Below are 11256 nucleotides of genomic sequence, written 5' to 3'. Positions count from 1 at the left end.
CCTCCACGACGTCCCGCTGGAGGACCGGCGCGAGATTCTGGCCGAGATGATCCCGCCTGGCGGGCGCATCCAGTTCAGTCAAGCGTTGCCGGGCGATGCCAAGTCCATCTTTCATCTCATCGAGCAAGCCGGGCTTGAAGGCATGGTTTCGAAGCGCAAGGACAGCAAATATCGCTCCGGCAATTCTACGGCCTGGCTCAAGGCCAAGTGCTACACGATCGACGAATACGAGCTGCTCGGCGTCGAGCGCGAGGCGGGCAAGCCTGCCTTCGCCCTCATGGCCGAGCGCGGCACCGGGCGCTATGTCGGCAGCGCCTTCATCACTCTAAACCGCGAAATGCGAGAACGCTTGTGGCAGCGCGTCCAGGAGCACGCAGGCACGGCGCCGAACGGCATGAGGCGGCCGGCGACGCAATGGGTAAGGCCAGGGCTGATTGGCCGTGTAAAGCACCTCCGTGGCGAGGAAGACCTGCGCCACGCGTCCTTGCAGGACTTCCGCGAGGAAGGGACACCTGGAGGCGGTCATAGGGGAACACCTCTGAAGTATGGCTGAGGCGACGTTGACCGCCGCCTCACCAGCTTAGACGTGCGAAGGCCGCGCCTTCCAACAAGGCGGCGGCATATTTCCGTCCTCGATAAGGATGTCCTTCTTCCGGGCAAAGGCGGCAAAGATTCCCCTGGCCGTCTCCGCGTCGATGTCTCCGACCAGTGCCGCCTTGCACGCGCGGATGGCAGCTTTCTGCTCGGGACTGTTGCCGCACCAATCGGTGGCAAACTGGTATGCGTCAACCACGGTGTTGAGCTGACGGGGAAAACCCATTCCAACCCAAACTCGGATCGGCTTTTCGAATGGCTTTGAGAGCATCGCGACCTCCATCGCGAGACTTCAAGCGGCTAGCCCACCGCGGCCGCCGACGCTGGCCATCCATGGCGGCGGTGCGCTCAGTTCTTCAAGAACCTTGGCTGATTTTGCGAAACCGCAGAAGGCCTCCCTTGCGGCGTTTCGCGGGTAATCGCTGTCGAATGCCTTTTGGCAGGCTCGCAGCGCAGTGTCGTAAATCGGGCCGCGCCTATTTTTCGGCCATTCGTAGAGAAATTCCAGGGCGTCCTCGATGCATGCGATTTCCTGGATCAGGCTCTTTCCGCTCTTGACGAAAACAGGGCTGTCGAACATCCGGTCGTTCATAAGATCCTCCAAATCGAACGAACAATTGAGTGTCAGGAGGGCCGAGACCTACGGCAGTATCCCTGGCCCAGCGGCGATATGGGTTTGAGGGCCTTTGTCGTCAAGAGTGCTCTGCAACCTCTATGAGCTTGGTGCATGGGCCTCGCCCGAATAAGACAGCCAGTATCACATCTGTCTGTCCGCGCCGTTTTCCTATATTCGCCGCTCTTTGCGCCCATACCGGGGCGAGCCGGCAGACCCGAGCCCAGAACCTGGCCGCCACACACGATCCCTCGGGCTTTTCGGGAACCGTTCGCGTGTTTTCCTCTTTTGGAAATCGAAGGGACCGCCTCGTAAGGAGACAACGATGAACCGGCTACTTTTCGCGTTACCTATCTTGGCCCTGTCCACTGGGCTTGCCATTGCGCAGTCAACCAGCACCACGAGCGGATCTTCCACGACAACCACGACGACGACAACGATGCCGAGCACCACCAATCAGGGTACAGACTCGACCACCACGAGCGACACCAATCCGAATTCGGCGAAGGATTGCGCACCCGGCCAGCAGACCGGCAGTGCCAAGCAGGCGGCTCCGGGGCAGCAGGATACCGATGCAAAGACGGCTGCTCCAGGCCAGTTGAAAACGACGCCCGAAGGCTGTTGATGCGAGCGAGGGCCGACGCAAATTGGCCGGCGCCCAAGAGCACAGGCCGATCGCGTTTTCAAACTTAGAGATATCCGCGTCGCCGGCAGTAGCTCGGCGGCGCGGTAGGCCCGGTTCGCGCCGCACCCGACGGAACCAAAGCTACCGAGGGTGGTTGATACCAGTCGTCCGCACCAGGCAGCGGCACGCGGACGCTTGGAAGAGTCCATCGCGCTTTCGCCCCAGGGAAGGAGAGCGTCATGCGCTTTTCAGAACGCATGCGTCCGTCTGTGGACGCACCAGCTTCCGCCACCTTGCAGCTAGGACAACGGGTAATCCGCAAGGACACTACCGAGCGTGGGATTGTGGTCGCTACCACCGACCAAACAATAAAGGTGAAGTGGGATCGCGGTAGGACCAGCTACTTCCGCCGTGGCGCGGAAGGTAATGTTCTCCACGCGCCGCCCTCAGGATGACGGAGCTCGCGTATGGCTTCCCCGACCTGTGTCAAATCGGATGATCTCGACATGCTGATCCAGGCATTGACGGACCATTGCCACGACTTTGGCATTTCCGCCGACGCCGAACGAGATGATGTCGCGCGGCTTATGGTGGTGCTCTTCGTCAGCGGGATAGATGATGCCGCTGACATGAAGTTGGCTCTGGCCGCGTCTAGGCTTGTCCACTAGTTCACTGGGCTGTCCCCGTGGCGTTCTTACGAGACCGCCCTGATCGCCAGCGCAAAGCAAATCGCCAGTGGAAAGATCAAGCAGACAGCCATTATGACAACCACGACATTGCCAAGGCGCTCCGTTCGCTGCTTGGCAAGGTCAGCGGCATCATCGTCACTCGAAATGAGATCAAGGATCGAAAAATCATCAGGGGTGGGAGCGTCGTTTGCGAGCCGACCTGCGATGTCAGGTAGGTCCGCTCTGCTCTGGACAAGGGTCACATTCGCCTCGCTGTCAAACGCCGCTTGCCGTTGGCAAAGCCAGGCGCCCACAATGTTCGAAAGGTAAGCATGGCAGGCACCCAGGATGACCGACGACGGAGGGGGTCGAAATAATCGGCGGCCCCGCATCAATGTATTGGCAGTTTGTTGGTTGCCGCCTCCAGCCCTTTGCTTTTGTCGCTGCGACTTCAGTCGCAGCAGGCTTGCGACTGCAGTCCGCTGCCGGAACGAAAAGACATCAAGCCTCGTTTGCGGAGCATTCGGAGGATTTGCATCATGAACCGGCGAGGTGTCTCCTCATCCGACTGCGAGGTCCTTCGGTGTGCCTTCGTAAAATCGGTCATCGAAGACGGAATTCCTGAAGATAAATGGGTGGCCCACGCCGCGTTTTTGATCCGCAGGCTTACCGGCAAAAACGATGTCGACCCGCGCGTGCTGGATTGGGTTTTGCGAAGCAGCAGCGTTCCCCAGCCCCGGGCGAAATGGCTCGAGGCTTAGACCTGGCGCTCGGGCCACGGTCGAAGGGTTTCAGAGGGGGTCGAAAAAGCCCGCCAGCAAGACCCAATGTCGGGGAACCGTGCAACGGGTCGTGCGTTTAGTCAGGTCCCAAAAGCCCGTTGCCACCCATCCTTCAGATGGCAGCGGGCTTGCTGGATAGCCCGGTTCCCTAAACCCTGTCACTCCGTGCGAAACCGGGCTATTCGGTTCGAGGCCGAATCGACTCGCTAACGTGACATTGCAGGAATACAATTAACTTCGTCATCCGCACCCAACCGAGGCAAGCGGATGCTTGAAAGAGCAGATCACGCTTTCGCCCGGGTGGGGGAGGAAAGCGTCATGGCTTTCAAAAAATACAGCAGCATATTCACGCCTGTCGATCTGGAGATTATCCAGAACGTTTTTGACCAGCTTTGCAGCGAGCGCCGTCTGGCCCTTAAGGACCGGGAACAGAGGGAGCAGCTTGCCAACGAAGTTATCCAAGCGTTCGAGAACGGCATCTCAGACGAAGTGGCGTTGCGCCGGTTGTTTTCAAAACGCCGCAGGGCCATGGCCGAGTGAATGCTCTCGGAGGCGGCGGCGTCACCGACCTCGTCCCGGGCTGGGAGCCAATACGCGTCGCCGCAATAGCTCGGCGGTGCGGTAGGCTCGTACCCGACGCCCACGGAACCAAAGCCACCCGCTAGCGGTTAACACCAGTCGTCCGCACCCAACCGAGGCACACGGACGCTTGGAAGAGTAGATCGCGCTTTCCCCCGACTGAGGAAGAAGAGAGTCATGCGCTCACGACACTGGAGTCGCCAGAAGGACGCGCCAGCCTCCACCTCCTTGCAGCCAGGACTGCGGGTAATCCGCAAAAAGGGCGTAGAGAACGGCACGGTCGTCGAGGCTAATCCCGGCCAAATCGACCGAGGCGCGACGGCTTCCTCGACTTACATCAGTTCGGACGATCGTCACATGCTGACCCAGGCATTGACGAAGCATTGCCGCGACTATGGCATTTCCGCCGACGCCGAGCGTAACGATGTCGCCCGGCTGATGATGGTGCTTTTCGTCAGAGGGATCGTCAATGCCGCTGACATGGAAGCGGCTCTGGCCGCTTCGAGGCGGCTCGTTCACTAGGCCTACTTCACCGGCCCCGTCCCGTTCCACCGGATGAACGCCACCCTCCTTGCCGGTGACCTCTCGCACCGTCTTCAACAGCGCCTCATGCAGAAGCTGGAGCGAGCGGTAGTGATCGCATTGCGGCGAGATCAGCGGGCCGACGATGCTCTTGTGCAGCGCCTCCGCCGCCTGCAGGAAGAGCTCCAAATCCGAACCGGATAGCTGCCTGGGTTTTTTGCGCCTGACCATTGCGATCCCTCCGAGCATCACCGCATCTAGGATAATAATCCTAATTATATACGTGACAAAGTACGGGCTATCTGCTAGAAAGATGGCAGGGAGCACCTAGCCATGAAACTCGACAGCCCAATCTTCCAAGACGCCGAAGCCGCCCGCATCCATTTGGAAGCGCAGCGTTGGCCCTATGGTCCCAACTGCCCGCATTGCGGCAACGCTCGTCCTGACCGTATCACCAAGATGGAAGGCAAGGCGCATCGTCCCGGCCTGTACAACTGCATGGAATGCCGTGAGCAGTTCACCGTCACTGTCGGCACCGTGTTCGAGCGCTCCAAGATCGCCTTGAATAAGTGGCTTCTGGCGACGTTCCTCATGGCTTCGTCCAAGAAAGGCATGTCCGCGCATCAGCTGCACCGCATGCTTGGCGTCACCTACAAGACCGCTTGGTTCATGGCGCACCGCATCCGCGAGGCGATGGCCGAAGACGTGAAGTCCAGCGGTCCGCTTGGCGGCGAAGGCAAGACCGTTGAAGCCGACGAAACCTACATTGGACGCGTCGACCGCGATTACCTTTCGCCGCAGCGCAAAGGCCAGCCGCGCTTGAAGCGCAAGATGAAGCCGAAGCGCACCGTTATCGGCCTTGTCGAGCGCGGCGGCAAAGCCCGCATGGTTCACGTCCAGCACGCCACCAAGGCTGTTGTGCGCGATATCCTGGTTCGCAATGCCGACCGCAACTCGACGCTCTACACCGACCAGTCCAAGCTCTACACCACGACTGGCGAGGAATACGCCTCGCACAAGACGACCAATCATTCCGCTGGCGAATACGTTCGCTATGAGGACGGCGAGTCGATCCATTCGAACACGATTGAGAACGTGTTCTCAGTCTTCAAGCGCGGCATGACCGGCGTCTATCAGCATTGCGGCGAAGCGCACTTGCACCGCTACCTTGCCGAGTTCGATTTCCGTTACAATCGCCGCGCGGCGCTCAACTTCACCGACACCGAGCGCCACGACCAGTTGCTTGCCAAGATCGAAGGCAAGCGCCTCACCTATCGGCGGACTGGTGAAGCCGGTCTCGCCTAAGCAGAAGGCTCGCGCTTTCCTTCGTTGGAAAAAACGATCAAAATAATATTGAGCCGACCGCGACAAGGAATCTCGCGCTCGAAGCGAGGCAAAAATAAAGTGCGGCAGAACATAAGACCGCAACGCCATGTGACTTTACAAAGTTCTGTGTCGGCGTGCGGTGGGGGAGAGTTGACATCGTAAAAAGTGACAGGGCCATCGCGAATACAGCCCACACTGCCGCATATAGAATATGAAACTTGTCCAACTCACCGATAGTGGCACCAGCTAAAGCGACGAAAGCTGCGATGCCGGCCAATATGATTGATGACCCGGTTATCACGGCTCCCAGTTGAGCCAATATTACGGTGGCTCCGAGCGTTCTTTCGTCGGTGTCCTTTTCATTTTCAAATGGACGAACTGACCTCCAAGAAGCATGAGTGGCGTAGATAAAAAAAGTTGCAATTGACAGGTCAATAACCGGGACAGTTATAGCGAAGTGAATGAGGTCACTTAGCATTTTTCAAACTTTCGAGGTCGATTACGTACTTCATATATTCTGCCTGATTTTGTGGCCATTTCTTTAGCACTTCGTCGCTTGCGGTCCCGTCTTTAATCATCGATGGAAGGGCAACGGCAAGCGGGCCTACGCTCGAACCGAGCGCGGCGCGAACTTTTTCGTTGCCGAATGCCGCCGACGCGTCGTTCCAATAGGGTTCCGCTAGCGGTGGCTTATTTACAGGCCAGAAACAAAATACGGAAAAGGCTGCCCTATAGTCGTCATCCGACGCGGTCTTACGGTCGTTCTTAATCGCTATGGAATTTGCAACTTCGTTTACAGCGGACAGCAGCCCGACATAACGGCCAATATCTTCGACCGAAGCATTAGCCCATTTGATATGCAGTCGCTCAGCAACCGGAAACTCTGTTGCCAACTGTTGGATTCTGTCAGGGACAATTACAGGGCCGTCGCCTTGCGCGACCGCCGCTGACGTGATCATTCCCGAAATCGCAAGTACAATTATTGCTAGTCTCATCTGCCACCCCTCCCACACCAAAATCGATATGGTGGTCGGCTGCTATAGGAGAGTCAACGCTTATGTTTTATGGCTTGCTTCGTCGCTTCTTTGGCGGCCACCTTAAGCGGTGATTCTTTCTTGTCATGCGGCTTCGGGGGCGTCTTCAGCATCCGCTTCAGCGTCTCATTGAAGCGCTTTTCGTCTGAGGGGACAGACTTATCCATGCGAGATAAGGACTCCATGTATGGGCAGGCCGCATGGCCTGATTACCCCAATGACCAAGACAACGCGATGCACGCCGTTGGTTGTATCACATCCTGGTGGGCGCGGGTCGAGAATGTCTATGAGCGGTTCCTCTACCAAGGGCTAGAATACTCTCAAGCCGCCTTCCTGAGGACTACGCTTACAAATTCCCAAAAGATCGGGCTTATCAGGGCTTCCACTGTGATCCTGAGGCGCACCGAACCGGCGATGAGCGAAGCCATAGGGACCTTCCTACTCTACGCAAACATATGCGCAGAGAACCGCAACTTCATTGCCCATGCCGATATTCAAAGCGACGCCAAGCTTGGGGCCATGAGGGTCAGTAAAAGAGCCAACCAATTCGGCGGTAAGGATTACGTGTTCCACGTCAACGTTGCGGACCTGAGGCGAATGGCGCAGGAAATGGCCGATGTCGCCCTCTATGGGAGTATCATTCCGCTGGCGATGCGAACTCCAGTCCCATTGCCTCCAATACCGCCGAAACCACGTAAGTGGGATCAACTTCTTCCAAAGGAAGATCGCAAAAGCGTGCCACGCCCGCCTGAAGCATCTGAGGCGTAACCTTGATCTCCGTTATCGGTTCTGTGCCGGCCTGTCGGTTCGAATCATAGGACATTTTCCCATACTTTCTCAAGTATATAATTAGGATAATAATCCTATATGACTCAATGGCTGTAAAGAGGGCGGATATGGCGGAGCGGTTACGCTGCGGAATGCCCCAGCTCAGGTCGCCCAGCTCGGGCGCAGCCTCGCTGCAGGTTTTCAAGGAAGACGAATGACCATCAGAATTCGCGCTTGAGAAGTTGAAGAAGGGACTCCTCGTCCGATACGCCGCTGGCGAAAATATCCATTATCTGCGCGGCCAAAGTATTCGCTTCGCGGGTGCCCGGCAAAATATCGAGGTCCTGGCAGCTGCGATCATAGACCCTCTGCAGGAGGGCCATATCCTCCGGGTAAGCAACGCCGCTGGTTTTGAACATCGCTCCTCCCGCGTGCTGGGGCGGAAGCGCGCTTTTCGCTTACTGTCGGCGATGCCCTTGTCAATTACCGCCGATGATAGAGCATAGGTCGGCTGAGGGCCGCAGCACTACAACAAATGATAGAGCAGACCGGACATCGGCCCTCTGCGCAGTTCGGTCAGACTTCAGTCCAACTTTCCGGATTCCCTTGGCCTCGAGTTGCCCCCCGCTGACCTTGCGCCGGCGATGCCCCATTCTCGAAGGGTTGGCGATCCGGCTGGCCGAGGTCTGTGCAGCCGCGATGGCCGAGCGCAATGCCTCCATGGAACCAGTTCCGTTTCCCTCAGTTCCATTAGGACATCCCTGCGGGTTGGCGGCCAATGGCCTGGCTGTCCAGGACCTGCAGGACAGTCTTGCCGGAGGAACCGATGTCGCTGCATAGCCTTCATCCCGAACATGTCGATGAAACCCGCATGAGTGCCTATTCGACCTTCGCCCCTGCCCTCCTCAATTCGCTGGCGCAGCGCCTGGCCCGTTGCCAGGGAGCGAAGGAACTGGCGGAGGTGGAGAAGTCACTCATCCGCCTTGTCGAGGACGCCGCCGTCGCCGCGCCGCAGGCCGAGGCGATGAAGGAGTTCGCGATCGAACTGGTGGTTTCGACGATGAAGAATGTCCGCGACCACCCCGACTCCAAAAGCGATCTTGAGGAGATCGCCGGCCGCCGCACGCAGGGCCGTTCCGAAAATCCGGACACGCTCGACGAGCAGTTGGATGCCGGCTTGGAAGACAGTTTTCCAGCCAGCGATCCGCCGGCCGTGGTCTCAACCGCCATTTCCGGCGGCGCCAAGGAGATCGTCGGCACCGACGAGGTGCTGCGGCGCAAGAAGGAGGCTGCCGCCCGGAAGGCGGAGAACAACGAATAGCCTTTCCGGAAGCGATACGGCGGTTCAGCGTTGCTTGCCGGCTCGGTCGACCTGCCGGGCCTCGTTGCAATAAGCCGGCGCGGGCAAAGTTCGGGAACCTGACGCTTCGCGAAGGGTTCTCCTCCTAACAGGAAGGAGCACGCAATGAACAAGGACACTCGCGACACTGGCGCCGTTCCGCGGCGGCCCGGCGCGGGCCATGCTCCCGAGGCGACGGCCGGGTTACCCACCAAAGGCGGCGACGACCCACTGGTGCGGTTCCTGGCGGAGAATACCGACCTCTCTCCGAAACAGGCTCGGGAACTCATCCGCGAGCACGGCCACGACCGTGAACAGCTTCTGAAAATCGCGCGCACGATGAAGGCCGAGGGCTGAGATCGGGCGAGATCAAGCAATGCAAGGAAACACGAAAATGAGCATGCTGTACCGCGCGGCCAGGATCGCGGAAGAGGCGCATCGGTCTCAAACCGACAAGACCGGCCGCCCCTATATCGAGCATTGCCGGCGCGTCGCTGATCAGGTCGAGACGCTCGATCAGAAGATAGTTGCCTATCTGCATGACGTCGTCGAAAAGGGCGAAGGCTGGACCTTCGGCAGGCTACGGACGGCGGGCTTCGGCCCACCTGTCGTCGCCGCCGTCGATGCCCTGACGCGAAGGCTTGACGAAACAGAGTACGGGTTTCTGTGCCGCGCCGCCTCGAACCGGCTTGCCCTGCCGGTCAAGCGCGCCGACTTGAACGACAATCTCTGGCAAGCGCGCGAAGCCGGTGTCTCGACCGCGAAATATGAAAGCGGCCTGCGCGCGCTCAACCGGCTTCGAACAGGTGAGTCGCCGAGCAGACGTGGCGGGACAAGGGCGACCGCCGCGAGGCACAGCGCCAGCCGTTCCCTTTGACCAACTGCGAATGGAGAAGAAAAATGCCACGCGGAGACAAGTCGAAATACACCGACAAGCAGGAGCGCAAGGCGGATCATATCGCCGAAGGATACGAGCACCGCGGCGTGTCCGAGAAGGAGGCCGAGCGCCGCGCCTGGGCGACCGTCAACAAGGACGATGGCGGCGGCAAGAAGGAAGGCGGCTCGGGGCGCGGCAAGCACACCGGCAACCCGGCCGCGCACAAGGGCGGCAGGATGGGCGGCAAGGCCTCGGCCTCACGGTCCGCGGCCAGCCGGTCGGCCTCGGCGAAGAAGGCGGCGGCGACCCGCAAGAGCCACACGCATCATTGAGTGAGGCGGGCCTCTTCCTTCTCCCCTTGTGGGAGAAGGTGGATCGGCGCGCAGCGCCGAGACGGATGAGGGGTGCTGGAAGAAACTCCGGCGGCTAACAACGAAGGAGTTTTAGTCGCTTACGTCGCCAACCTCGCGTTCCGTCCAACACCCCTCATCCGACCGAGCTTCGCTCGGCCACCTTCTCCCACAGGGGAGAAGGGGGAAAGCACTAAAGCGGCATCTCCGAGGTCTGCTTGATGGTCTGGCTGGGAACCTCGGTCTTGACGTTCTGCACGCCCTTGATGCGGCTCAGATGCTCCGACTGGAAGCGGCGGTATTCGTCGATGCCGGCGGCCACCACGCGCACCATGGCGTCGCAGTCGCCGAGCATCAGATAGCACTCCATCACCTCGGGCAGCTTGGCCGCCTCGGCGGCGAAATGCTCGATCGTGTCCTCGTCCTGCTGCTTCAGCCAGATGCGGGTGAAGAAGGTGTGGCCGCGGCCGACCTTGGCCGGGTTGAGCACGGCAACGTAGCGGTCGATGACGCCGGCCTCTTCCAGAAGCTTGACCCTTCTCAGGCATGGCGACGGCGACAGGCCGATTTCCCGCGCCAGATCGTTGTTGGCCATGCGCCCGTCGCGCTGCAGGGCGCGCAGGATGCGCTTGTCGATCTCATCCAGCTTCATGGCTCAGGATTCCATCTTTCTTTCTGATTTCGATATCCAATGCCAATTTCTCTCAGAAATGGCGAATCTTCGCAACCAAATTGCTTGGCATTTCGCCTATGCTTACCGGCAGATAAGTCATCGACAGCGAATGGTTCGGACGCAGGCGGCCGCAAGGCGCGCCCGACCTCGTTCGCCCAAAGGAGACCCATGAGCATCTCGCAAGCAAGCCTGACCCTGGACGAGGCGCCCTACCGTCGGCCGTCCGAATTCCGGCGTGGCGTGGCCGCGTCGACGCCGGTGCTGCTCGGCATCATTCCCTATGCGCTGGTGCTCGGCGCACAGGCCGCGCAGAAGGGCCTCAGCGTCGTCGAGGTTCCGCTGATGACCGGCATGAACTTCGCCGGCGGCTCCGAGTTCGCGGCGATCCAGCTCTGGACCTCGCCGCCGCACATCCTGCTGATCGCTGCCATCACCCTGCTGGTCAACAGCCGCCATTTCCTGATGGGGGCCGCGCTTGCACCGTTCCTCAGCCACCTGCCGCGGCG

Annotated in this window: 17 protein-coding genes and 1 pseudogene; 11 read left to right on the top strand and 7 right to left on the bottom strand. The window is 59.5% G+C overall.

From position 1 onward, the window contains the following. Positions 1-553, top strand: a pseudogene (locus EN742_RS10830) (ATP-dependent DNA ligase); the annotation flags it as partial. Between the two features lie 27 nt (positions 554-580). Here the strand turns inward: EN742_RS10830 and EN742_RS10825 are convergent. Further along, on the bottom strand, positions 581-877 hold the full coding sequence (locus tag EN742_RS10825; protein WP_245482346.1) for a DUF982 domain-containing protein: 297 nt from the start codon (positions 875-877) through the stop codon (positions 581-583). A 9-nt stretch (positions 878-886) separates the two neighbouring features. Continuing rightward, positions 887-1186 (bottom strand): DUF982 domain-containing protein, encoded by a 300-nt coding sequence (locus EN742_RS10820; protein WP_127406080.1) that lies wholly within the window; start codon positions 1184-1186, stop codon positions 887-889. A gap of 346 nt (positions 1187-1532) precedes the next feature. Between EN742_RS10820 and EN742_RS10815 the strand changes: the two genes are divergently transcribed. The 3 genes from EN742_RS10815 (at position 1533) to EN742_RS10800 (ending at position 3822) form a co-directional block, all read left to right on the top strand. Beyond that, positions 1533-1832: a hypothetical protein gene (locus EN742_RS10815; protein ID WP_127406081.1), complete on the top strand. Its 300-nt coding sequence runs from the start codon at positions 1533-1535 to the stop codon at positions 1830-1832. Between the two features lie 467 nt (positions 1833-2299). Beyond that, a complete protein-coding gene (locus EN742_RS10805; RefSeq protein ID WP_126055231.1) occupies positions 2300-2500 on the top strand; it encodes a hypothetical protein in 201 nt (66 codons plus the stop codon). A 1100-nt stretch (positions 2501-3600) separates the two neighbouring features. Further along, positions 3601-3822: a hypothetical protein gene (locus EN742_RS10800; RefSeq protein WP_189347905.1), complete on the top strand. Its 222-nt coding sequence runs from the start codon at positions 3601-3603 to the stop codon at positions 3820-3822. A gap of 222 nt (positions 3823-4044) precedes the next feature. On the opposite strand, the gene EN742_RS40215 is transcribed toward EN742_RS10800, so the two are convergent. Beyond that, positions 4045-4572 (bottom strand): hypothetical protein, encoded by a 528-nt coding sequence (locus EN742_RS40215; protein ID WP_348628243.1) that lies wholly within the window; start codon positions 4570-4572, stop codon positions 4045-4047. 144 nt (positions 4573-4716) lie between these two features. Between EN742_RS40215 and EN742_RS10785 the strand changes: the two genes are divergently transcribed. Further along, positions 4717-5688, top strand: coding sequence for an IS1595 family transposase (locus EN742_RS10785; RefSeq protein WP_128332792.1), 972 nt, complete (start codon positions 4717-4719; stop codon positions 5686-5688). Positions 5689-6176: 488 nt separating this feature from the next. Here the strand turns inward: EN742_RS10785 and EN742_RS10780 are convergent, their stop codons facing one another. Together EN742_RS10780 and EN742_RS38040 are read right to left on the bottom strand one after the other, a co-directional pair. Next, the gene (locus EN742_RS10780) at positions 6177-6704 is read right to left on the bottom strand and encodes a hypothetical protein (protein ID WP_127406085.1); all 528 of its coding nucleotides are present in this window, start codon (positions 6702-6704) and stop codon (positions 6177-6179) included. A 53-nt stretch (positions 6705-6757) separates the two neighbouring features. Beyond that, a complete protein-coding gene (locus EN742_RS38040; RefSeq protein ID WP_189375269.1) occupies positions 6758-6910 on the bottom strand; it encodes a hypothetical protein in 153 nt (50 codons plus the stop codon). 16 nt (positions 6911-6926) lie between these two features. On the opposite strand from EN742_RS38040, the gene EN742_RS10775 reads away from it, so the two are divergent. Then, positions 6927-7511, top strand: coding sequence for a hypothetical protein (locus EN742_RS10775; protein ID WP_128332791.1), 585 nt, complete (start codon positions 6927-6929; stop codon positions 7509-7511). A 221-nt stretch (positions 7512-7732) separates the two neighbouring features. Here the strand turns inward: EN742_RS10775 and EN742_RS10770 are convergent, their stop codons facing one another. Further along, positions 7733-7930, bottom strand: coding sequence for a hypothetical protein (locus tag EN742_RS10770; RefSeq protein WP_126055234.1), 198 nt, complete (start codon positions 7928-7930; stop codon positions 7733-7735). A 407-nt stretch (positions 7931-8337) separates the two neighbouring features. On the opposite strand from EN742_RS10770, the gene EN742_RS10765 reads away from it, so the two are divergent. The 4 genes from EN742_RS10765 (at position 8338) to EN742_RS10750 (ending at position 10059) form a co-directional block, all read left to right on the top strand. After that, positions 8338-8832 (top strand): hypothetical protein, encoded by a 495-nt coding sequence (locus EN742_RS10765; protein WP_127405858.1) that lies wholly within the window; start codon positions 8338-8340, stop codon positions 8830-8832. 144 nt (positions 8833-8976) lie between these two features. Then, a complete protein-coding gene (locus tag EN742_RS10760) occupies positions 8977-9207 on the top strand; it encodes a hypothetical protein (RefSeq protein ID WP_126055236.1) in 231 nt (76 codons plus the stop codon). A 37-nt stretch (positions 9208-9244) separates the two neighbouring features. Beyond that, the gene (locus EN742_RS10755; RefSeq protein ID WP_128332790.1) at positions 9245-9727 is read left to right on the top strand and encodes an HD domain-containing protein; all 483 of its coding nucleotides are present in this window, start codon (positions 9245-9247) and stop codon (positions 9725-9727) included. A gap of 23 nt (positions 9728-9750) precedes the next feature. Further along, complete coding sequence (locus EN742_RS10750) at positions 9751-10059, top strand: plasmid stabilization protein (protein ID WP_127405856.1); 309 nt, start codon at positions 9751-9753, stop codon at positions 10057-10059. A 211-nt stretch (positions 10060-10270) separates the two neighbouring features. On the opposite strand, the gene EN742_RS10745 is transcribed toward EN742_RS10750, so the two are convergent. Further along, positions 10271-10729 carry an Lrp/AsnC family transcriptional regulator gene (locus EN742_RS10745; RefSeq protein ID WP_126055239.1) on the bottom strand — a complete coding sequence of 153 codons (459 nt, stop codon included), beginning with the start codon at positions 10727-10729 and terminating at the stop codon, positions 10271-10273. A gap of 189 nt (positions 10730-10918) precedes the next feature. Between EN742_RS10745 and EN742_RS10740 the strand changes: the two genes are divergently transcribed. Beyond that, a partial coding sequence (locus EN742_RS10740) for an AzlC family ABC transporter permease (protein WP_189375267.1) occupies positions 10919-11256 on the top strand: 338 nt, incomplete at its 3' end.

Origin of the sequence: Mesorhizobium sp. M4A.F.Ca.ET.020.02.1.1 (genome assembly GCF_004022645.1) — a bacterium.
Lineage (GTDB): Bacteria > Pseudomonadota > Alphaproteobacteria > Rhizobiales > Rhizobiaceae > Mesorhizobium.
This window is presented reverse-complemented; position numbering and strand designations above follow the sequence as displayed.

What these genes read in the sequence shown, in the direction of transcription:
- EN742_RS10825 (WP_245482346.1), bottom strand. Translation starts at nt 877, where the DNA reads ATGGAGGTCGCGATGCTCTCAAAGCCATTCGAAAAGCCGATCCGAGTT.
- EN742_RS10820 (WP_127406080.1), bottom strand. Translation starts at nt 1,186, where the DNA reads ATGAACGACCGGATGTTCGACAGCCCTGTTTTCGTCAAGAGCGGAAAG.
- EN742_RS10815 (WP_127406081.1), top strand. Translation starts at nt 1,533, where the DNA reads ATGAACCGGCTACTTTTCGCGTTACCTATCTTGGCCCTGTCCACTGGG.
- EN742_RS10805 (WP_126055231.1), top strand. Translation starts at nt 2,300, where the DNA reads ATGGCTTCCCCGACCTGTGTCAAATCGGATGATCTCGACATGCTGATC.
- EN742_RS10800 (WP_189347905.1), top strand. Translation starts at nt 3,601, where the DNA reads ATGGCTTTCAAAAAATACAGCAGCATATTCACGCCTGTCGATCTGGAG.
- EN742_RS10785 (WP_128332792.1), top strand. Translation starts at nt 4,717, where the DNA reads ATGAAACTCGACAGCCCAATCTTCCAAGACGCCGAAGCCGCCCGCATC.
- EN742_RS10780 (WP_127406085.1), bottom strand. Translation starts at nt 6,704, where the DNA reads ATGAGACTAGCAATAATTGTACTTGCGATTTCGGGAATGATCACGTCA.
- EN742_RS38040 (WP_189375269.1), bottom strand. Translation starts at nt 6,910, where the DNA reads ATGGATAAGTCTGTCCCCTCAGACGAAAAGCGCTTCAATGAGACGCTG.
- EN742_RS10775 (WP_128332791.1), top strand. Translation starts at nt 6,927, where the DNA reads ATGTATGGGCAGGCCGCATGGCCTGATTACCCCAATGACCAAGACAAC.
- EN742_RS10770 (WP_126055234.1), bottom strand. Translation starts at nt 7,930, where the DNA reads ATGTTCAAAACCAGCGGCGTTGCTTACCCGGAGGATATGGCCCTCCTG.
- EN742_RS10765 (WP_127405858.1), top strand. Translation starts at nt 8,338, where the DNA reads ATGTCGCTGCATAGCCTTCATCCCGAACATGTCGATGAAACCCGCATG.
- EN742_RS10760 (WP_126055236.1), top strand. Translation starts at nt 8,977, where the DNA reads ATGAACAAGGACACTCGCGACACTGGCGCCGTTCCGCGGCGGCCCGGC.
- EN742_RS10755 (WP_128332790.1), top strand. Translation starts at nt 9,245, where the DNA reads ATGAGCATGCTGTACCGCGCGGCCAGGATCGCGGAAGAGGCGCATCGG.
- EN742_RS10750 (WP_127405856.1), top strand. Translation starts at nt 9,751, where the DNA reads ATGCCACGCGGAGACAAGTCGAAATACACCGACAAGCAGGAGCGCAAG.
- EN742_RS10745 (WP_126055239.1), bottom strand. Translation starts at nt 10,729, where the DNA reads ATGAAGCTGGATGAGATCGACAAGCGCATCCTGCGCGCCCTGCAGCGC.